Here is a 21,951-nt window from a genome sequence, read left to right as displayed (position 1 = left end):
TTGTCATGCCCGGAAGAGCAAATTCTGCTAACAAAAAAAGCCCCGCCTAATAAGGCAAGGGCAAGCTGCCAAGAAACCTTCAGCTTAATAATATCCATCATTCTCCATCCGCGAAAATGACCTTCTTGTATAGTATCTTATGCCCGTCGGTCAACTGCAGCACCATGTTATTATCGGTCGTGTCGTTCGGCGCTTCGGAAGCCAAAGTATATTTCGCGTATCCCCCTTCGGCGGCTCCGCCCTCGCTAATATGAAATAGATTGCTGCGAAGGCTCCGGCCCTCCCCCGCATTATAAAGCTGCAGTTCAGGAGCAGGAAACTTGTTTCCGCCAAGATAGGTCACCGTCTGCAGCCCGTTTTTTAAGCCGCTGAAGGTTTGCGGCACGCCATGGTCTTCAACTTGGTATCCGGCGCAGCTCAGTGAAAATGAGATGCCTTCATTTGAACTGTCTACGCTCTCTGTGGTGCATCCGAACAGAGAGCGCACATCCTGCTCATGTATAAATATTTCTTCCGAACCAATCACAGGGGACCGATACCAGTCGAAGCCCTCGGCTTCTCCTCCAAGCCAGTATTGCATCGGTCCGCTTAGCCCATTGATGATATGAAACCGGCTCGTTCCGTCGTCTATAACAAGAGAACCGTCATGTCGCCATTCCGTCTCGTACCCGAGCTTCTCTGCAAGCTGACGAACCGGCAGCATCGGATCGTCTCCCACGACACGTCCAAAGGCCGCCCCATCTAAGCGGAGATCCGAGCCTGTTACGCTGATTGGCCCCAATCCCTTTGCATTCGTGAGCCGCACCACAAGCGGCGGAGCATCCTTTAACGAATCGTGTGAGAACTTTACTGAGGGGATATAAGAAAGCTTACGATCTTGCTCTTTCCATTCGACCTGCCCGAAGCTAGACAAATCGTTTAGCGAGATCGCTGTACGTCCCTCAATATTATATGAAGGAATCGGCTGGCCAAAGTAATAAACACGGATGTCTGTAGATAATACATCACCGATTTTCTCACCGATCGAGACAGCGTCCCGAAGAGAGTCCTCCAGCGGGCTTATTGGCTTCCCAGGGGTATATGTGATCTCTACCCGACGATACTTTGGTATCCAAGCGACATCAAAACCGTACCGTCTCAAGTCCTCCGCAGCGATTGCCGTATAGCCGTCGATGTTCATCGAAGGGATGACCTCCCCATGAATATCGGCTTTGATATCGGTGGTTAACACCGTTCCAATCGGGGTGCCAATAGGGACCTCTGTATCCGCTTGTGCATGTGGGGTCCACGAGATGCTGGCACTCACAGCTAATAGTATGGCGACCAGGGGCCAAAGCTTTTTTATTTTCATACCGCTCACCTTCCCATATTTTTATAAAATTAAGACGCAGCTCCAGTAGGGAAGGTTTCGATTAGCGAGGCAAGCTCAAAACCGGATCGTCCATCCGCTGCGCACTTTGGCCCGGATATAGGATACGCCGTGAACTTTAAGGCCGCGTTCGTCCAGCAAAGTAATAATATCTCCCCAGGGACGGAAAAACTTCGGATGCACGGATAGCTCTATCGTATAAAATTGTCCGGGAGCTAACACGCCCTCGAGCTTGTACTTCTGCTTCAGCTTATTGGCCAGCGACCATCCGCCGATGTCGATCGGACGGTCGGATGCGTTCAGCAGCGTCACCGTCTCGCAAGCCGTCGGCGAGGCCGGCAAAACGAGCGCTCCGGCGATGAAGATTTCATGCTCGGCCAGCGGCCGCGGATGAGCGGGATGCCAGTAAGCGGCAGCTTCATGCAGCGGATCGCCGGTCTTATCGTCCGTATGCCAGGATTGCGCTTGAAACGCGAGAAAAATAGCGATCCAGCGCTCTTCGGAAGGGAAATGAAGCAGCAGGCCGCCGTCTTGGTAGACGCCGTTATCTCTCCGATAGCTGCCGCCGTTGCCTTGGTTCATATGGATATCGTGCATGCCCTGACCCGGCATGAAGCCGAAGACGGCGTCCCTCTGCTTCAGTTCGGGTCCCCAGATGTCGCCGTAAGCGTACAGGACGGCGTCCTCGAATTCCATCGCTTTGCGCATATAGATGTCCAGTTTATCGTTCAGGTCGTTGTCCGTGCCCGGAACGTCGAAGGCAAGCGGGACCATCCTCCGCCGGTCGAACAAATTGCCGCGGATATAATCCAGCGCCATGCCGCCGGGCCGGTTCGGCAGCCGGGTATAGCCGTAAGCAAGCTCCGGCAAATCGCTCGTCACTTCATGCTCGAAATGCTCGTCCGTATAATAAAGCAGGGCGAACGGCCTCATTTGCGACTTGACGTTGATCGCAATCCGGTAATGAACGCCTTCCGCCTCCGCATGTACTTGATAATGGGCGTTCTCCCTCGTTGCCGGGCGCCGCCCTCTCACTTTGCATTTTAATACCCCGTATCGTATCGTCATCCGGCTTTCCTCCTGTTCCCCTGCGCCTTTGTCGAAAAAGCTCATCTATCGGCAAAAAAAGGCGCTACTGCCATCATAACATGAGGATCGCTTAGGGCGCCAAGAAGAAGCTGCGATCGGCAGGAAGCCGCACAGAGAGACGCTCTCCCCCGTGCAACCGGGAAAGAGCGCCTTGTTGATCGATAATTATTTTATTTCAGCCGATAGAGCAGATTGAAGATCACTTGTGCGCTTTCCGCACGGGTCATCATCGCTTGCGGCGCGAATTGACGATTGTCGCGTCCTTGAATCAAGCCCTCTGCTTGCGCGATGCCTGCTGCCTCCCGCGCCCAATCGCTGATCTGATCCTGATCGCCGAACGGATTCGCAGCCGCTTGGGATGATGCCTTACCCTTGGCGTATTCGAATGCGCGGACGGCCATAACGGCCATCTCTTCGCGAGTGATTACAGCGTTCGGCGCGAAGATATCCTCGCCGCGTCCCGTCACGATTCCCGCTTCGCTTACCGCGGCGACGGCTTCCGCATACCATCCGGCGGAGTCGACGTCGGAGAAGCTTGTACGGCTCGCTGCCTTCGAAGCCTCCAGTCCCAACGCCCGTGCGATCATCGCTGCAAATTGCGCCCGGGTCACGCTGCCCTCAGGGTTAAATTCCGTATCCGTCACGCCGTCGATAATATGCTTTGCGGCCATGTTCTTAATGACGCGGTTTGCCCAGGAGCTTGCGTCGACGTCCGCGAACAGCTTGTTGTATTCCAGCACCGCATATTGGCTGAAATGACGCACTTTCGCTGTCATCGCCCCGTCCGACAACGTTCCTCCCGCAAACTGCAAAGCTCCGTTAGCCGCAATATTGTAGACGCCTAACAAATCGGAGTCCGCTTTCGGATCGACTTTGAACGTTAGCGTCAAAGGCTCGGCGAAAGAGGTTACCGGGATGCTGCTGCCGTCCGCTGCGATAACGTCCACGCTGAAATCGTACGCCTCGCTGGCGAGAGCCGCTTCCACTGAACCGTTGACGGCGCGATTATGAATAAGCTTCGTTACGTCAGCTTGGGACAACGTCCGCGCCGAGAACCGAATTTGCGCTCCCTCAGCGTTCGCTCCCGCCGCAGCTTCTTGAATCCGGCTCAGCTCCGCTTTGGTCCATTCGATCGTCAGATTGCCCATGACCAATCGGAGACCCTTGTCGCCGACCAGCTCGGCGATATGGCTCGGCAGCAGCACGGCCGTCTTGCCTTCGGGAATTTGTACGACGGTCGTCCCCGCTTCCGCCGGTTTCAAATCCGCTTCGCGAACAATCTGCGTCGTCGAAGTCTCATCCGTTGTCGGCTCTTCCGGCACGGACGGCGACGATGAAGAGGAACCCGACGACGACGATTGACGTTTTTTGCTTACTATTACCGTTCTTGTCACTTCTTCGGCCGCGTTGCCCGCGGCGTCTTTTACATTGTAGTGGTACGTATAGATGCCCGCGATCGCCGTATTCAACGCCGATTCGCCGTACACGCCGCTCGTCACCGTCGTCACGATACGGTTCGTAATATCTCCGTCGCGGTCATCCGTCGCCGTCGCTCCCGCGTCGGTATAGCTCGCCCCGATGAGGAGGTTTACTACCGGTTCGCCTCGCAGCTTAATGACCGGCCCCGTCGTATCCGGCTGTTCGGAGACGATCACTATGCGCGTCACTTCCTTGGCGGCATTGCCCGCGCTGTCTTGAACGTTGTAATGGAACGTGTAGACGCCTGCAGCTGCGGTATTCAATCTCGATTCGCCGTACACGCCGCTCGTCACCGTCGTCACGATGCGGTCCGTAATATCTCCGTCGCGATCATCCGTCGCCATCGCTCCCGCGTCGGTATAGCTCGCCCCGATGAGGAGGTTTACTACCGGTTCGCCTTTTAGCGTAATGACCGGCTTTGTCGTATCCGGATTTTCGGAAACGACTACCGTTCTCATCACTTCCTCGGCGGCGTTGCCCGCACTGTCCTTCACATTGTAATGGAATGTGTAGGTGCCTGCGACGGCGGTATTCAATCTCGATTCGCCGTACACGCCGCTCGTCACCGTCGTCACGATGCGGTCCGTAATATCTCCGTCCCGGTCATCCGTCGCCGTCGCTCCCGCGTCGGTATAGCTCGTCCCGATGAGGAGGTTTACGACCGGTTCTCCTTTTAGCGTAATGACCGGCTTTGTCGTATCCGGATTTTCGGAAACGACTACCGTTCTCGTCACTTCCTCGGCGGCGTTGCCCGCACTGTCCTTCACATTGTAATGGAATGTGTAGGTGCCTGCGACGGCGGTATTCAATCTCGATTCGCCGTACACGCCGCTCGTCACCGTCGTCACGATGCGATCCGTAATATCTCCGTCGCGGTCATCCGTCGCCGTCGCTCCCGCGTCGGTATAGCTCGCCCCGATGAGGAGGTTTACGACCGGTTCGCCTTTCAGCGTAATGACCGGCTTCGTCGTATCCACCGCTTTAATGATACCTACGGAGACGGCGGCACCCGTGACATTGCCTTTCGTCAGCGGCACGGTGAACTCGAAGCTGCCGTCCGTATTTTCCGTTGCGGCGCGGAAAGAAGTAAGTTTCAATTCACCGACACTCGCACCGGTCTGCTGCAAGCCGCTCAAGCTGCTGATTGTTTGCTGCAGCCATGCCCTGACATCCGCTTCCGTATTGGCGGCCGTCCGATCGACATGGTACGCAGCGCCTTCGATGATCGTCCTGGCGTCCGCAACGGCTTGCTCGGCGGCGGAATCGACTCTCTTCTCCACCCCCAGATAGCTGATGAGGGCCGCCTGATTGCCGGTATACGTATTATTGACGGTATAAGTCACAACACTGTCTACCGGAAGCGTAAAGTCATGCGTAACCGCCGTACCGTCAGATCCGGCGATCAGCCCGCTTCGCACAGGCTCGGTTACCGTCTGTCCATTGGCATCCTTGTAGCTCAAGCTAATATCCATCGTCCGGTTGCCGTTGCTCCACCAGTCTCTGTGGAAGGAAGTGATCCTGTAATCGCCTGCCGTCAAAGGCAGCGCATAAGTTAAAGGATTGTTTCTTGTATCCGAACCGTAGACGCCGGTCTGGCTTTTGTCCGTTGCGACGACCGAACCGGAGAGCGATTTGAGCTTGTAGTTGGCGGCTATGGTCGTATGCCCCCACATCGAATCGCCGCTAGAAGCTTGGTCGGCTTTGTCATTCAGCAGGCGATCGCCCAATAAAGCTTGGATTGCCGCAAACGGAGGCGTCGTATCGCCCGCGATGCCAGGGTCCAAGAAATATACCAAGCCGCCCGGTATTACCTCCACCTGGACTTGAACATACAGGTTTTTGCCTCCTTCTACCTCTCCCGTCAGCTGCACTGTGGAATAAGGAACGGTGAAGCGGTCCGCCGTATTGTTCAGCCAGCGAATCGCGGCATCCGCATTCGTCGTCCCGTCCGCAAGCGTCGTTTTCACGACGGATGGCAGCCCGGCAACCGCTTCGCCGGCTTTGACAGCCACAATGGCCGGATAGTCGCCGGTGACGGCTACCGGTTGTTTTTTCCGTTTCAACGAATCCGCTGCATCCTGAAGCGCATTCCGGGCGGAATCGATGGCTCTCTGATCGGCTTGTTCGTCCGCGAGGACCGCTGCGGCCGCAGACAGCGCATTCGCGAAGGCGGACCATTCCGCGGGCATATAGTCTTCCTCTTGGTAACCGCCTACTTGAGCCAGCAGCTCCTGAAGTGCCGATTTGCTGACCGTGCCGTAGACCGGCCCCATAATATCGATGGCATCGATGGACAGGCTGCCGCTTTTCACTACGATCTTCAAGGTGTGCGGACCGTAAGGCAGCCCGCCGTATGCATACGTATTGGCACGATTGACGGACACGGCGGGAATCGCTGCATTAGCATCGGCAAGCGTGTTATCCACATAAATATCGGCCGTCGCGCTTCCGGTATCGCCGACCAGGCTGAAGCCCGTGCCGGTGAACGGCAGCTCCAGATACGTCGGATCGGCGGCATCCGCCTGAACGACCGCCTTCTCGATCGAGATGTAATTGCCGCTGCCGGAGTCTGCGGCGGTCTTGACGATCTTCACGTTATGCAGCCCCGGGGCCAAACCGCTTACCTGATAAATGATCTGGCTGTTGTTCCCGTTGCCGAAGCCTTTGCCGGTCACAACCTTTTTGGACGCATCGTGATTGTATCCGGTGCCGAAGTCGTCAAGATAAACATCCATTCTGACAACGGAATTCGTCCCTTGACCGAGCCCGTACACGGTAATGCCGGTGCCGTTGAACGTCAAGGATGCGTAGCTGCCGTTTTCTCCCGCCCACGCGTTGGCGGAGTTGGAGCCCCATGAAGACGTATTGCCTTCATTTTTGACGAAATACCACCGATTGAGCGTTCCTTCCGTATTGGTCGTACTGTCGGAGGTGATGCTGGTTCCGCTGGTGGTGACGGTCCGGTTCAGCCGGCCGGCTCCTCCCGACAAGCTGTGAGTCCAAGGGAAGCTGCCCTCATGGTATTGGACGCGGGCATCCAGATCATCCACCCGGTCGGTCACATAAGGCGGATAACCGTTAACGGCCTCTACCTGCAAATTATCGAATACGGATTGGCGCAGACTGCTTTGAATCATGACCTGTCCGGTCAGCGGGGCGCCGTCCGCCGTATCCGTATAACGTACGGCCGCCTTGCCGTCGATAGCGGCGGTTACCGTCCGATCCGCCGCCTCAATGGAAATGCGATGCCACTGAGCAGGATCGAAATCCGTCAGCGTTCCGGATGCGACCGTCGCGTCGAAGCGAATCAGACGCCAAGAACCGTCGGCGTATATCCGTACTTTATAGCCGGATTGCGAATCGGCGGTCGTGCCGTTCAACGTGTGGCGAATGCCCAAAGCGACATAGTTATCGCCGGTATGGGCCGGGTCCAGATCCATCTTGAAATCAATGGCCGCTCGGTAGTTCGCCCAACGCTCGTCGCCTAGCACGGTGTAGGAGAACGGGGTGGTCGCCCATGTGCCCGGCTTATTGCCCGCGTAAATCATCTGCTCCATGCCGTTGGAGCCGTCCTTCCCGATGCCCTCATATACCTCGAAGGCGCCGCCTTGATCCGCCGTATAGCGCGGCGTACCGCCCCGGCGCTGCACATAGCTCAATCCGTTAGCTTCAGGGTAGCCTTTATACTCGAAGTCGTCTTCGTAGAGCACGGGGCTGCCGGTTCCCCCGACGTCCAGCAAGCTTTGGGCCGGAATATCGGCGTTGCGCGCGTACGGGACGCGCGGATGACCGGTATTCGGATTATCGCCCGCGCTCGTCACACTGACCATCGAATGGGGCTTCACCGTGAGCGTATACGTATACGCATCGCCTTGATCGGCAGCCGGAATATCGCCGAGTCTTTGATACCAGTTGGCGTCATACTCCTGTCCTGCCCCCGGCCCGCGTGTCTCCCATACTTGAACGGGGCTGCCGGCGTTTGCGATCGTTTTCTTCACATCGAACTGATAACGGGCTTCGCGGTCGCTGTCATTGACCATGACTACGGAATAGTCCTTCTTATCCGGACTGACAAAGACAAGCCGGTTATACTCCGCTCCCGCCGCGTTGCCGTCCATCTCGCTATTGCCCCTGCTGCCGATAACGCCTGCGCTGGCCCCGGGGATGTACATCCAGTCTTTCGCCGCAAACTGCGTAAACTGCATCACCGTATAAACGCCCACATCGGGAGCGTAATAGCCGGACCACGGGTCTCGGGCCGCAATAAGCTCCTTGCTGCTATAAGGAGCGCCGCTATAGAAAGCGCCTATCGCAGGCTGGAACATATAATGCGTCCGTTTTCCCTGGGTGTACATACCGATGAAGCGTCCTGCAACATCCAGCGCGCTGGCTACGCCGCCGAACGGCTGATCGGAGTTGGCACGGTATTGGGCCAATGTTTGGGGAGCCACCCCTTCGCTGTACCATACTTCCTTCTGATATTGATCGTTGACCTTCAAATAATCCGCGCTGGTCGCCATGTTATAGTGGTAAGCCATCACATCGACCGCTTTCATCAGATCGGGATCGGCCAGCATTTTAGTCGGAATATTCAGCGTCGTGTTTTCGTCGGATGCGATAATTTTTATTTTGTCATGATTAGGAAATTCGTTATCGCTGCGCATCCGGTTGGCAAACCACTTGATGTAGTTCACGTTGGGGGTTCCCGTTTCATTGCGGTCGGGGTTAATGTAATCGAGATCGTAACCGTAGGTTTCATGGACGGCGATCGCCGTATCCTTGTACCATTGGTACATCCGTTCATATGCCGCAAGCGTGGCGGGGTTGGACGGATCGGTATTGCCGTCGCTCCACGGCTGCACCCAATTCGGCTGGCTCCAGCGCAGGATGCTTACCTTGATGTCCGGGTTGATCGTTTTCGCGTCGGCCGCGAGAACGAAGCCTGCGCCACGGCGAACGTTGGCCGGTTCATCCGCAGATCGTTTGGTAGCCGGTTCGGTGCCGGACGAAGTATTGGAATCGTTGCCCATCTCGATTTTGATGTCGTTGATCCCGGCTCCGGTGTCCTGATTAAACAGCAAATTCATCATTTCCCAATATTGGGCCGGATGCTCTTCCTTATAATCCAGCATCAACCGCGATGTGTTATTTGCCGTGACCAGACCATAGCCTTTGAACGTATTGGCCGGATTCGTGTCGGCGCCGGCGGGATCGATACTTACGGTTTGCAGATCGGCTGCCGATGCAGGCACAGCCGGAAAAAAAGAAATGATAAGGGCAAAGACAAGGCTCAAAGCGATGCTTTGCTGCAATAGCTTGCTTCTTTTCACGCTGATTCGCTCCTTTTGCGAAAAATGAACAAAGCTTGTCCTAGCTTTGTTTGAAGCGCTTTCTTTACCGCGGATCATCTCCTTTTTCTGGAAGTCCTCTGTCTCAGGAATATTATAGGCCCGGTTGAAACCGCATTCATAACGTTAATTTTACATGTTGCTTAACTTTTTTTACCTCTTTGCTCAGGCGAAAAAAAATCTTGGGACGAAACCGGCCGAATCGGCTCATAAAAGTAACTTTTGAACCGGAACGGCTGTCTATAGTATGATAGGAAATAGATTTCAAAAACGAACGCCCATTCGGAGGAACAACTGATCATGAAAAAAACGTCTTTAACCGTACTGCTGCTTGCCTCATCCATGACCTTATTCGCCGCCTGCGAAGGCTCCAACGCTAGTCCGTCACCCCAAACGCCCGATACGTCCAAGCCGGGCAACGCCGCGACAGGCACCGCGCCTAACGGTTCTGCCGCAGGCTCGACAACAACGCCGGGCAGTACCGCAACTCCGGCGCCTTCGACGGCACCGGGGGCAGGGTCGGCCGCGAACACGGGCTCGACCGGCGACAAGGGCAAAGGAACAGAGACGCCTAAAAGCGACTCCGATCAAGTGGTCGCCAAGCCGGACAGCGTCTCCGTGCTCGTCAACAAGCAATTTGCGCTGCCTTCCAACTATGAGCCGGCGGATCTGGTTTACCCCGATGTGCCGTTTATTTTCAAAGAGAAAATCGAAAAACGCAAAATGCGTAAAGAAGCTGCCGCAGCGCTGGAAAAACTGTTTGCCGGAGCCAAAAAGGACGGCGTTAACCTGGCGGGCGTCTCCGCTTACCGTTCTTATGCGACGCAGAAGGCCGTTTTCAATAACTATGTCAAAACCGACGGCGAAGAAAAAGCAAAAACGTACAGCGCTGTTCCCGGACATAGCGAGCATGAGACAGGACTTGCGATCGACGTATCCGGCAGCGACGGCAAATGCGCCGCGCAGGACTGCTTCGGAGCAACCAAGGAAGCCGAGTGGCTGGCCAAGCACGCATCCGAGTACGGCTTCATCATCCGCTATTTGAAGGGCAAGGAAGCGATCACAGGCTATCAATACGAGCCTTGGCATATTCGCTATGTCGGCGTCGATATGGCCAAGGAGATCGCTTCCAAAGGTCTTACGCTGGAAGAGTATTTGAACGCCGTCCCGGTGAACAAGTAAACGGGGATTGGCGCTTGCGCTGCGAAATCGAAACCCGATCGCCCATGCCGGGCGCAATATGAGAAACAGCCCCGAAACCGCGGCAAGCGGCTTACGGGGCTGTTGTTTGTTCCAGAATACCGGTCATCGGCAACGCCGAATGTATTTACGCAAATAGACCGGGGCTGCTGCCCGGCCGCTTCGCTTGGATTTTATTGCTTCGTCAAAATGACAGGGCCTTCGGCGGTAATCGCAATCGTATGCTCATACTGCGCCGACAAGCTGCCGTCGACCGTTCTAGCGGTCCATCCGTCCGCATCCACCTTCGCTTTATAGCCGCCGATGTTCAGCATCGGTTCGATGGTAATTACCATGCCTTCTTTCAGTCTCGGCCCCTTTCCCGCCGGTCCGTAATGCGGCACTTGCGGTTCTTCATGCATCTTCTGTCCGATCCCGTGGCCTACGAAATCGCGTACGACCGACAGCCCTTCGGCTTCGGCGAAGGCTTGAATCGCATGGGAAATATCTCCGAGCCGGTTGCCTTCCACCGCCTGCTCGATGCCTCTGTACAGCGACTCTTCCGTGACGCGCAGCAGTTTGTCGGCTTCCGGCGAAACCGTGCCTACCCGGTACGACCAGGCGGAGTCGGCCAGCCAGCCGTTCAGGTTAACGACCATATCGATCGTCACGATATCTCCGTCCTGAAACGGCTTGTCGCTTGGAAATCCGTGACAGATCACATCGTTGAGCGAAGCGCACGTAGCGAACGGATAGCCGTTATACCCTTTTTGCTCCGGCGTCGCTCCATGCTCCGCAAGAAATTTCTCGACAAACTTATCGATCTCCAGGCCCGTTATTCCCGGCCGAATCATCCGGGCAATCTCTCTATGGCAGGCGGCCAGCACTTTGCCGGCTTCATGCATAAGTTCAATTTCCGCTTTGGTTTTTATAACGATCATGTTCTCATCACTCCCGTATTTCGAATAATCCATATGCATCCTTATAGTATAACAGTTTTTCGGCCAAAAGATGATGAAGGAGCCGTGAACTTTATGCAAGAAGGTGAACGATAGGTCCGGAACCGATTCAGAATGAAGACTTTGCAGCCCGGGTACGATAAAAGAAAAATGCCCGTTCCAAAAAAACAGCTTCGGAGGTGTCCGTTTTGTATGAACTCTCATCTTTTGCGTATCGGCATTGGCTGTCACTGGTGCTTATTCTCGGCGTCATCGTCGCCGTAGCGCTTGTCTACAAGCATTGGGATAAAATCGTAATTAAAGGCAGCGGAAGAAAATAGCGTGCGCTCTCTGCGCTCCATCCCTCATCAAGCTCGAAAGAAGCGCAGATCCTCAATCGGCTAAGCGGCAAAAAAGCTTGAGGGGCTGCTAAAGCCTCTCAAGCTTCTCTCTTCACTCGTATCGCTGCTGAAAGTTACACCAACGCTTTCTTGGCGATATCCGTACGGTAGTGCTTGCCTTGAAACCGGATGCGATCGGCGTCGGCGTAAGCTTTGGCGCGTGCTTCGGCAATGTCCTTGCCGAGCGCGGTCACGCCGAGCACTCGGCCTCCGTTAGTAACCACTTGCCCGTCCTTGAGCGCGGTTCCGGCATGGAAGACGACCGAATCCCGAACGTCGGCCAAGCCTTCGATAGGCAGCCCTTTCGTATAAGAACCCGGGTAGCCTTCGGAAGCTAAAATCACGCATACGGCGGCGTCATCCGACCACCTGATATCCATTTGTTCCAAATGGCCGCTCACTGCAGCCAAGAAAATATCGAGCAGATCGGTTTGCAGGCGCGGCAGCACGACCTGCGTCTCCGGATCGCCGAAACGAGCGTTGAACTCGATCGTCTTCGGCCCTTGCGGCGTAATCATCAGACCGGCGAACAGCACGCCGCGGAACGGGCGCCCTTCGCTGACCATCGCGGCCGCCGTCGGCTTGATGATCGTCTCGATCGCCTCGTCGATGACGGACTGCGGGATGTGCGGCAGCGGCGTGTAGGTGCCCATGCCCCCCGTATTCGGGCCTTGATCGCCGTCGAATACCGCTTTATGGTCCTGAGCAGGCACCATCGGCTTCACAACCTTCCCGTCGACGAACGACAGGATCGACATTTCTTGGCCTGTCAGAAACTCTTCGATGACGACCCGGTTGCCGGAGTCTCCGAACACTTTCTTCACCATAATGTCGTGAAGCGCCTTCTCCGCTTCCTCCAGCGATTGCGCGACGACGACCCCTTTGCCTGCGGCCAAACCGTCCGCTTTAATGACGGCCGGAATCGTCTGCTTGCGCAAGTACGCGAGAGCGGACTCGTAATCGTCGAACGATTCATAAGCGGCCGTCGGAATATTGTATTTTTTAAACAGCTCTTTGGAGAACACTTTGCTGGACTCCAGAATCGCCGCATTTTGACGCGGACCGAACACCGGAATGTTCTTCGCTTCCAGATGGTCTACGATCCCTTCGGAGAGCGGATCGTCCGGGCCGATGACCACCAGATCGATATTGTTGTCGATCGCGAATTCGCCGAGCTCCTCGAACTGATTCACCTGCAGAGGAACGCATTCCGCCACCTCCGCGATGCCCCCGTTACCGGGAGCGCAGTACAGCTCCTGCACCTTCGGGCTTTTCTTCAACGCCCAGCATATGGCATGCTCGCGGCCGCCGCCGCCGACTACTAATACTCGCACGGTCGTAGCTCCCCCTTAATCTTTGTTCACGACGAGCAATTCCGTTTCGCCGCTTCCGACTTGAATCGTTTTGACCAGCAGGGAGATTTTGTTCTCCTCATTGAGCGTTTTCCAATACAAATCGGCAATTTCGCGAATGTCGTTCGCCAGCGGAACGAGCGCAGGCTCTCCTTGGAATGAAGGCAGAGGATTGCCGTCGCCCTGGTACGTGTGAATGCAATGTCCGAAGCCGGGCAGCGCCTTCTCGTACGTGTAAGTGTGGCGAAGCGTCTGATCCTCGGTGTTGCCGCTGGATTTGAGAATGGACAGCTTATAGGCGAACTGCCTGTCCTTCGTATCGACAAGTCCGCTAATCCGTGGCGTAAAGTTCGGAGCGTCCGGCTCGTAAGTGCGAGTTGCCAGAGCGGATTCGAAGGAACCGCCGGCTTGCAGCGCTTCGTAGATCGTGTCGGTCTGATCGCCGTTCGTTACGATATGAGCCCCGTTCGCATGCCGAACCGGGTAATAAATAATGAGCGACGGATCGGTCAGCTTCGCCGGATCTTTGGCCTCCGTGCGAACGAATCCGTTCTCCTCCTGAATAAATACGCGGTTGCGGCTGTTCTCGCTGCGGCCCATAATCCAGTAAACCTGAACGAGCCGGGTGCCGTCCGGCGTAGCGCCGATTACGATGCCGCGTCCCGGGTAGGCGTTGTTGTTCAATGCATTCACATATTGATCCGCTTGCGCGGCTCTTGTCGTTGTCACGGTCATTTTCCCCCCTGAAATATGCAGTTTTAGTGATGGAACAGTCTGACGCCGGAATAGCACATGACCATGCCGTAATCGTTAGCGGCTTGAACCACTTCTTCGTCGCGCATGGAGCTGCCGGCTTGCACTACATATTTCACGCCGCTGCGGCTGGCGCGGTCGAGGTTGTCGCGGAACGGCAGGAACGCGTCGGAGCCGTAGGAGACGCCCTGCAGCTTGCTCAGCCATTCGCGCTTCTCGTCGCGCGTTAAGCGGGCCGGCACTTCGGCGAAGCAAGCCTCCCAAGCCGCTTGCTCGACCGGAGTCAGCTCTTCTTCGAGCCACAGGTCGATCGCGTTGTTCTGCTCCGCGCGGGAGAGCCCTTGACGGAACTTCATGCCGAGCGCGCGCGGATGCTGACGAAGGAACCAGCGGTCCGCTTTGTCGCCTGCCAGGCGGGTACAGTGAATCCGCGATTGCTGCCCGGCTCCGATGCCGATCGTTTGTCCGTCCAGCGTATAGCAGATCGAATTGGATTGGGTATATTTGAGCGTCACCAAAGCGATCAGAAGATCCCTTTTGGCATTCTCGGGAAGATCTTTGTTTTCCGTCACGATTTTCTCCAGCGCGGAAGCGTCGATGACGCCGTTGTTGCGCTCCTGCTGCATCGTTAGGCCGAACAGTGTGCGGGTCTCAACCGGATTCGGCACGTAGTCGGGATCGATTTGCAGAATGAGATAGCCGCCGTTCTTCTTAGCTTTCAGAATTTCCAGCGCTTCGTCGGTATAGCCGGGAGCAACGACAAGGTCGGACACCTCGCGTTTGAGCAGCAGCGCCGTAGAAGCGTCGACGATGTCGCTGAGCGCTGCGGCGTCTCCGAAGGAAGACATCCGGTCCGCGCCGCGGGCGCGGGCGTACGCGGTCGCCAGCGGAGAAAGCTCCAAACCTTCGACGAAATAAGCTTTGCGGAGCGTGTCATTCAGCGGAGCCGCCACCGCGGCCCCCGCCGGGCTCACATGTTTGAACGATGCGGCCGCAGGAAGTCCTGTCGCCTTGCGCAGCTCGCGGGCAAGCTGGAAGCCGTTCAGCGCATCCAGCAGATTAATGAAGCCCGGATCGCCGTTCAGCACTTTGATCGGCAGCTCTCCGTCGCTGTAGAGCTTCGCTTGTTTCTGATGAGGGTTCATTCCGTAACGCAGTTCGATCACATTCGTCCCGCTCGTTGTTTGGCTCATGATTTTATCCCATCCTTCGGTTTGAGGTTCATATATCGTTCCAAATCCATGCTTCCGTCCGCAATCTGCTGAATGACCCATGGCAGCAGCTCATGCTCCATCGGATGAATCCGCGCGCTCAGCGTCTCTTCCGTATCGTCCGGCCGAATCTCCAAAGCTCGCTGGGCCAAAATCGGCCCGCTGTCGAGCCCGCCGTCCACCAAATGCACCGTAATGCCGGTGATCTTCACGCCGTGGTCCAGCGCCTGCCGTACCGCGTGCAATCCCGGAAAAGACGGCAGCAGCGACGGATGTATATTCATCATGCGTCCCCAATAAGCGTTAACCAGCACATGCGTCAAGATGCGCATATAACCGGCCAGCACGACGAGGCCGACTTGCTTGCTTTTTAATAAGCCGAGAATTTCCTGCTCATACGCTTCGCGGGACGGGTAATCCTTCGGCCGGAACGTATGTACCGGCACCCCGGCCGCTTCCGCGCGCCGGACGACCTGGGCCTGCGGCCGGTCGCAAACCAACAGCTCGATGCGAGCATCGAGCTTGCCTGCATGAACCGCATCCGCGATGGCCTGAAAATTCGACCCGCTCCCGGAGGCGAATACGGCTATGCGAAGAGGCTCAATCATACGACCGCCCCGGTAAACGTGACGATGCGCTCTCCTGCCGTTACTCTGCCGAGCGTATAAACTTGTTCGCCGTGCTGTTCAAAGATGGATGCCGCTTCCGCCTCCTGCTCCTCGGAGACGACGATCACCATGCCGATCCCCATATTGAACGTACGGAACATATCGTTATTGCTGATACCGCCTTCCTGCTGCATGAGCTGGAAGATCGGCAGAATCGGCCACGAGCCGTAATCGATCTCGACATTGACGTCCGCAGGAAGCATGCGCGGAATATTCTCGAGGAAACCGCCGCCGGTGATGTGCGCCAGCCCTTTCAGCTGCACTTTCTCCAAAGCCGCCAGCACCGATTTCACATAAATTTTGGTCGGCTCAAGCACGACATCGCCGAGCTTGCCGCCCAACTGATCGATATGGTCGTGCAGGCTGTAGCCTTTATCTTCGAGCAGCAGCTTGCGTACGAGCGAGAAACCGTTGCTGTGTACGCCGCTGGAGGCCAGTCCGAGCACGACGTCGCCCGGACGGATGGTCGAGCCGTCGATGATCTTCTTCTTGTCGACGATCCCTACGGTAAAGCCGGCAATATCGTATTCGCCGTCGGAATACATGCCCGGCATTTCCGCCGTCTCCCCGCCGATCAAGGCGCAGCCGGATTGTACGCAGCCGTCGCTGATGCCTTTAATGATCGATTCGATCTTCTCCGGAACGACCCGGTCGCAAGCCAAGTAATCGAGGAAAAAAAGCGGCTCGGCGCCCTGTACGACAATATCGTTGACGCACATAGCGACCGCATCGATGCCGATCGTATCATGCTTATCCATGGCGAAGGCGATTTTCAGCTTCGTGCCTACGCCGTCCGTGCCGGAAACAAGCACCGGTTCTTCGTATTTATCTTTATTCAAGCCGAAGAGGGCTCCGAATCCGCCCAAATCGGTCATTACTTCCGGACGGAATGTCGTTTTAACGTGTTTTTTCATCCGTTCTACCGCTTCGTTGCCCGCCGCGATATCGACACCGGCTTTTTTATATGCATCCGACACTGGTTATCACTCCTTGTTGGGCCGAATTGGATGGGCTGTAGGGTAAGCGAAGACTAAGGCGGCCAGAGCATCATTTCCGCAGGCTGCTTTCATCGCTTAACCGAAAGTACAATGAATGCTGCCGCTGCGAGGGTGATCATTCACCATGACTCTTCGAAAGCAGCTCATAGCGGCAGCAAGGACTCCCACCATGAAGGCTTCGTCCTGCTCAGGTACCCGCGCGCCTCCAATTCGGCTCGCTTATTTACTATAGAATGGCGGAGTCGGTCTGCCTCCTCCGCCTTAAGTTCGATCATGTAAAGCCATTGCTATCAGATCTGCCCGTGAAACGCTTCTTCAGATTGCTCTCGACGCTTCGTGCGCTTTTTCACCGGGCTTCCACATGCCCGGCTTAATCGCAGCCGCACCCGATAGAAGACTCCTCGGTAACCCGAGTCGGATAGCTGTTGTCGAAACAGGCGGTGCAGTGGCCGCGGTTCAGCTCGACGTTCGGGCGGCCGATGGAAGCGAGCAGCCCTTCTTTGCTTAGGAAATGCAGCGAGTCGGCGTTGATCGCCCGGCGGATTTCCTCAATCGACTTCTGCGCGGCGATCAGCTCCTTGCGGTCCGGCGTATCGATGCCGTAGAAGCAAGGATTTTTGAACGGCGGCGAGCTGATGCGCACATGCACTTCCGTAGCGCCCGCTTCGCGCAGCAGATTGACGATCCGCAAGGAAGTCGTGCCGCGGACGATCGAATCGTCGATCATGACGACGCGCTTGCCCGCTACAATACTGCGCACCGCGCTCAGCTTCATCTTCACGCCCTGCTCGCGCAGCTCCTGGCTCGGCTGGATGAACGTCCTGCCGGTGTACCGGTTCTTGATGAGCCCGAGCTCATAAGGAATACCGGTTTGCTCGGCATAGCCGATCGCCGCCGAAATGCTCGAATCCGGCACGCCGGTTACGACATCGGCGTCGACGAACGATTCCAGCGCGAGCTGGCGGCCCATCCGCTTGCGCGCGGAATGGATATTGATCGCGTCGATGTCGCTGTCCGGACGCGCGAAGTAAATATATTCCATCGCGCAGATCGCGCGCTGTCTAATCGGCGAGAAACGGTCTTCGACAAGACCGTTTTTGTTATCCAGCACGAGCAGCTCGCCGGGCTCGACATCGCGGTAATACGTACCGCCGACCGCATCGAAAGCACAGGTCTCCGAGGCGAACAAATAACCGTTGCCGAGGCGTCCCATAACGAAAGGACGCAAGCCGTGCGGGTCGCGCGCGGCAATCATTTTATCGCGGGTCAGAAACAAAAACGCATAAGCACCCTCTACCCGGAGCAGCGCTTCCTTCACCGCCAGCGCAATATCGTCGTGCTTGGAGCGCGCGATCAGGTGAGCGACCACTTCCGTGTCGCTTGTCGTTTGGAAGATCGAGCCCTGGGCTTCGAGTTCTTTTTTTATATCGCCCGCATTATGCAAATTCCCGTTGGTCGCAATCGCCAAATCTCCGCCGCGGTATTTGAAGATCAGCGGCTGCGCGTTGGCCAGCTTGCTCTCTCCGGCCGTGGAATAACGGACATGACCGATCGAATTGGAGCCGGTCAGTGTGCCGAGATTATCGTTATTGAATACTTCCTTCACCAGACCCATGCCGCGGTGATAGTTAAAATCCGTGCCGTTGGCTACGCAGATGCCGGCGCTCTCCTGTCCGCGATGCTGCAGCGCGTGCAGCCCGTAATACGACAGGTTCGCGGCTTCGGAGTGACCGAACACCCCGAAGACGCCGCATTCCTCGCGAAGCTTATCAAACAGCCCGTCATGGCTGTTGATTCCGTCATTATAGAAACGACCTGTCCATAGCTGCTGCGTTACTTCATCAGACATGGAATCGCATCCTTCCAAACCTTTTCTAGTTGTGCGACAGATGCTTGAATGACCGGTGTATCGTTAACTTGGATTTGCAATTCTTGTCCTTGAACTTGACCGAGCTCTTGATAAGATACGCCGCTCTCGGCGATCCATTGCTTCAATGCTTCCGATTTGTCCGGGGAAGCGCTCAGCAAAATGCGGGATTGGCTTTCGCTGAACAGCGCGATATCGTTGCGAAGCTCGGTAGCGAAGTTGACACTGGCTCCGAGACGGCCGCTGATGCAGCTTTCCGCCAATGCCACGGCCAAGCCGCCGTCGGACAAGTCGTGAGCGGAAGCGACGAGACCGTTTTGGATCGCTCCGAGCACGGCACTCAGAAGCTTTTTCTCCACATCGAGATCGAGCTGCGGAGGACGGCCTTCCGTTACGCCATGCATCACGTATTGGAATTCGCTGCCGCCCAGCTCCGCTTTGGTTTCGCCGAGCAAAATGATGACGTCGCCTTCTTGTTTGAAGCCTTGCGTCGTAATGTGATCCGTATCGTGAACGAGGCCGACCATACCGACGACCGGCGTCGGATAGATCGCGCCTTTCGCATTTTCGTTATACAAGCTGACGTTGCCGCCGATCACCGGCGTCTCCAGCTTGCGGCAAGCCTCCGCCATGCCGTCGGCCGCTTTTTCCAGCTGCCAGAAAATATCCGGCTTCTCCGGGCTGCCGAAGTTCAGGTTATCCGTAATCGCCAGAGGCTCGGCGCCGGAGCATACGTTATTGCGAGCGCCTTCGGCAACCGCAATCATCCCGCCCACTTCCGGATCGAGATACACGTAACGTCCGTTGCAGTCCGTCGACATCGACAGCGCTTTGCGCGTGCCGTGAATCGTAACGACCGCCGCATCCGACCCCGGACGTACCGCCGTGCTCGTGCGAACCATATAATCGTATTGGTTATACACCCACTCTTTGCTTGCTACGCTTGGCGAAGCAAGCACCTTCTCCAATGCGTCGTTCAAATCGGTTACTTCCGGATAACGAGTCGTATCGATCGAACCGTTCTCCACGTAGTAAGCAGGCACTGCGGAAGGCTTGTTGTATACCGGGCACTCGTCGACCAGCGCGGTTACCGGCATATCGCCGACCAGCTCGCCCTTGTGGAACAGCTTCAGGCGGCCGTCGTCCGTTACTTTGCCGACTTTGGCGCAGTGCAGTCCCCAACGCTCGAAAATCGCCTTTGCTTGAGCTTCATGCTTAGGCTCGACAACAAACAGCATCCGCTCCTGGGATTCGGACAGCATCATTTCATAAGGCGTCATGCCTTCTTCGCGCTGCGGCACCTCGTCGAGGTACAGCTCCATGCCGTTGCCCGCCTTGCTCGCCATCTCCGAGCTGGAGCAGGTGAGACCCGCCGCGCCCATATCCTGAATGCCGAGCACGATGCCGGAGTTGATCAGATCAAGACATGCTTCGAGCACCAGCTTCTCCATGAACGGATCGCCCACTTGCACTGCTGGGCGCTTCGCTTCGGATTCGGCCGTAAGCTCCTCGGAAGCGAAGGTCGCTCCGTGAATGCCGTCGCGTCCCGTAGCCGGACCGACATAGAACACCGGGTTGCCTACGCCTTTGGCGACGCCCTTCTGAATCATGTCATGATCGATAATCCCTACGCACATCGCGTTAACGAGCGGGTTGCCCTCGTAGCTCTCGTCGAACATCACTTCGCCGCCGACCGTCGGAATGCCGATGCAGTTTCCGTAACCGGCGATCCCTGACACGACGTGCTCGAACAAATATTTGACGCGCTCGTTCTCAAGACGGCCGAAACGCAGGCTGTTCAGCAGCGCCACAGGACGCGCTCCCATCGAGAAAATGTCGCGGATAATGCCGCCTACGCCCGTAGCCGCGCCCTGATAAGGCTCGATTGCCGACGGGTGGTTATGACTTTCGATTTTGAACACGACCGCTTGCTTGTCTCCGATATCGACGATCCCCGCGCCTTCGCCGGGTCCCATCAATACGCGCGGACCGGTTACCGGGAATTTGCGAAGCACCGGTTTGGAATTTTTATAAGAGCAGTGCTCGGACCACATGACGCTGAATACGCCGATTTCCACATAGTTCGGCTGACGGCCGAGGAAACCGCAAATTTGCTCGTATTCGGCATCGGTTACGCCCATCTGCTTGTAAATTTTTTGCTCTGCGATTTGCTCTGCAGTTGGCTCCTTAGCCGATAGTTGCTGCGCCATGTTTTTCCCTCCAAGTGCTCAAGATCGATGTAAACATCCGTTTGCCGTCGGCCGAACCGAGCAGCTCGTGCACTGCGCGTTCCGGATGCGGCATCATGCCCAGGACGTTGCCGTTTTTGCTGCAAATGCCTGCAATATCGTCTACCGAACCGTTCGGATTGGTGCCTTTTTCGTAACGGAACACGATCTGGTTGTTCGCCTTCAGCTCCGCCAGCGTCGCGTCGTCGCAGTAGTAGTTACCTTCGCCGTGCGCAATCGGAATGTTGATCAGCTCGCCCTGCTTGTACTCGGATGTGAACGGCGTATCTGCGTTTTCAACCTGCAGCATGGCCGCGTGACAGCGGAATTTAAGCGATTCGTTGCGCAGCATCGCGCCTGGCAGCAATCCCGACTCCAGCAAAATTTGAAACCCGTTGCAAATGCCGATAATATATTTCCCCTGCTCCGCCGCCTGCACAAGCGCGTTCATGACCGGAGCGAACCGGGCGATAGCCCCGCAGCGCAAGTAATCTCCGTAAGAAAAGCCTCCTGGAACGATAATACAGTCATATTGGGATAAATCCGTTTCGGTATGCCAAACGTAGCTAACGGGCTGGCCGATCGTGTCCTCTACCGCTTTGTAGCAGTCGATGTCGCAATTCGAGCCGGGAAACACCAGTACAGCGAAATTCATCACGCGCTCCTCCTTTGGGTCGATGTCTGTCTAATGCCGTTTGAATGGGGGACGACAGGTCCTCCGGGCGTCAAATCCGGCTTGTATTTCAACGTTATCGGGTTGTATAGGTTCTTTTTTAACGGAATGCTTAGACCAGCTCGTAACGGTAATCTTCAATAACGGTATTGGCCAGCAGCTTTTCGCACATCGCTTTGACGCGTTCTTCCGCTACGGCGCGGTCGCTTGTCCCAAGCTCCAGCTCCAAATATTTGCCCACGCGAACTTTACCGACTTCATCGAAACCCATCGAATGCAGAGCGCCTTGGACGGCCACCCCTTGCGGATCGAGTACGCTTTGCTTAATCGTTACATAGACGGTTGCTTTTAACATGAGATTAAATCCTCCTTGAGGGTGGTTGAATAAACGCTGCATG

Annotated in this window: 15 protein-coding genes; 2 read left to right on the top strand and 13 right to left on the bottom strand. The window is 56.1% G+C overall.

Annotation, left to right across the window (positions count from 1 at the left end; translation table 11 throughout):
• Positions 1-97: 97 nt before the first annotated feature.
• The 3 genes from SK3146_RS22745 to SK3146_RS22735 form a co-directional block, all read right to left on the bottom strand.
• Positions 98-1,351, bottom strand: a complete 1,254-nt coding sequence (locus tag SK3146_RS22745) for a hypothetical protein (protein WP_249860921.1) — start codon at positions 1,349-1,351, stop codon at positions 98-100.
• Positions 1,352-1,426: 75 nt separating this feature from the next.
• Positions 1,427-2,437, bottom strand: a complete 1,011-nt coding sequence (locus SK3146_RS22740) for a DUF2278 family protein (RefSeq protein ID WP_249860920.1) — start codon at positions 2,435-2,437, stop codon at positions 1,427-1,429.
• A gap of 191 nt (positions 2,438-2,628) precedes the next feature.
• The gene (locus SK3146_RS22735; protein WP_249860919.1) at positions 2,629-9,267 is read right to left on the bottom strand and encodes an immunoglobulin-like domain-containing protein; all 6,639 of its coding nucleotides are present in this window, start codon (positions 9,265-9,267) and stop codon (positions 2,629-2,631) included.
• A 318-nt stretch (positions 9,268-9,585) separates the two neighbouring features.
• On the opposite strand from SK3146_RS22735, the gene SK3146_RS22730 reads away from it, so the two are divergent.
• Positions 9,586-10,467 carry a D-alanyl-D-alanine carboxypeptidase family protein gene (locus SK3146_RS22730; protein ID WP_249860918.1) on the top strand — a complete coding sequence of 294 codons (882 nt, stop codon included), beginning with the start codon at positions 9,586-9,588 and terminating at the stop codon, positions 10,465-10,467.
• Positions 10,468-10,658: 191 nt separating this feature from the next.
• On the opposite strand, the gene map is transcribed toward SK3146_RS22730, so the two are convergent.
• Positions 10,659-11,405, bottom strand: a complete 747-nt coding sequence (gene map / locus SK3146_RS22725) for a type I methionyl aminopeptidase (protein ID WP_249860917.1) — start codon at positions 11,403-11,405, stop codon at positions 10,659-10,661.
• Between the two features lie 206 nt (positions 11,406-11,611).
• Here map and SK3146_RS35030 point away from each other — a divergent pair, with 206 nt between their 5' ends.
• Positions 11,612-11,743 carry a hypothetical protein gene (locus tag SK3146_RS35030; protein WP_259619673.1) on the top strand — a complete coding sequence of 44 codons (132 nt, stop codon included), beginning with the start codon at positions 11,612-11,614 and terminating at the stop codon, positions 11,741-11,743.
• Positions 11,744-11,877: 134 nt separating this feature from the next.
• On the opposite strand, the gene purD is transcribed toward SK3146_RS35030, so the two are convergent.
• The 9 genes from purD to purS all read right to left on the bottom strand — a co-directional run bounded on the left by purD (position 11,878) and on the right by purS (position 21,908).
• Entirely contained in the window at positions 11,878-13,137 is a 1,260-nt protein-coding gene (gene purD / locus SK3146_RS22720) for a phosphoribosylamine--glycine ligase (protein ID WP_249860916.1), read from the bottom strand.
• A 15-nt stretch (positions 13,138-13,152) separates the two neighbouring features.
• A complete protein-coding gene (locus SK3146_RS22715; RefSeq protein WP_249860915.1) occupies positions 13,153-13,890 on the bottom strand; it encodes an IMP cyclohydrolase in 738 nt (245 codons plus the stop codon).
• Between the two features lie 23 nt (positions 13,891-13,913).
• Positions 13,914-15,101 carry a phosphoribosylaminoimidazolecarboxamide formyltransferase gene (locus tag SK3146_RS22710; protein WP_249860914.1) on the bottom strand — a complete coding sequence of 396 codons (1,188 nt, stop codon included), beginning with the start codon at positions 15,099-15,101 and terminating at the stop codon, positions 13,914-13,916.
• Positions 15,098-15,727, bottom strand: coding sequence for a phosphoribosylglycinamide formyltransferase (gene purN, locus SK3146_RS22705; RefSeq protein ID WP_249860913.1), 630 nt, complete (start codon positions 15,725-15,727; stop codon positions 15,098-15,100). The genes SK3146_RS22710 and purN overlap by 4 nt, the downstream gene beginning before the upstream one ends.
• Entirely contained in the window at positions 15,724-16,764 is a 1,041-nt protein-coding gene (purM, locus tag SK3146_RS22700) for a phosphoribosylformylglycinamidine cyclo-ligase (RefSeq protein WP_249860912.1), read from the bottom strand. The genes purN and purM overlap by 4 nt, the downstream gene beginning before the upstream one ends.
• 391 nt (positions 16,765-17,155) lie before the next feature.
• Positions 17,156-18,634 carry an amidophosphoribosyltransferase gene (gene purF / locus SK3146_RS22695; protein WP_249860911.1) on the bottom strand — a complete coding sequence of 493 codons (1,479 nt, stop codon included), beginning with the start codon at positions 18,632-18,634 and terminating at the stop codon, positions 17,156-17,158.
• Positions 18,619-20,862: a phosphoribosylformylglycinamidine synthase subunit PurL gene (purL, locus tag SK3146_RS22690; RefSeq protein WP_249860910.1), complete on the bottom strand. Its 2,244-nt coding sequence runs from the start codon at positions 20,860-20,862 to the stop codon at positions 18,619-18,621. The genes purF and purL overlap by 16 nt, the downstream gene beginning before the upstream one ends.
• On the bottom strand, positions 20,840-21,535 hold the full coding sequence (gene purQ, locus SK3146_RS22685) for a phosphoribosylformylglycinamidine synthase subunit PurQ (RefSeq protein ID WP_249860909.1): 696 nt from the start codon (positions 21,533-21,535) through the stop codon (positions 20,840-20,842). Before purQ ends, purL begins: the two co-directional genes overlap by 23 nt.
• Before the next feature lie 130 nt (positions 21,536-21,665).
• The gene (gene purS / locus SK3146_RS22680) at positions 21,666-21,908 is read right to left on the bottom strand and encodes a phosphoribosylformylglycinamidine synthase subunit PurS (RefSeq protein WP_079914022.1); all 243 of its coding nucleotides are present in this window, start codon (positions 21,906-21,908) and stop codon (positions 21,666-21,668) included.
• Positions 21,909-21,951: the final 43 nt, after the last annotated feature.

This window comes from Paenibacillus konkukensis (assembly GCF_023523925.1).
GTDB lineage: Bacteria > Bacillota > Bacilli > Paenibacillales > NBRC-103111 > Paenibacillus_S > Paenibacillus_S doosanensis.
This window is presented reverse-complemented; position numbering and strand designations above follow the sequence as displayed.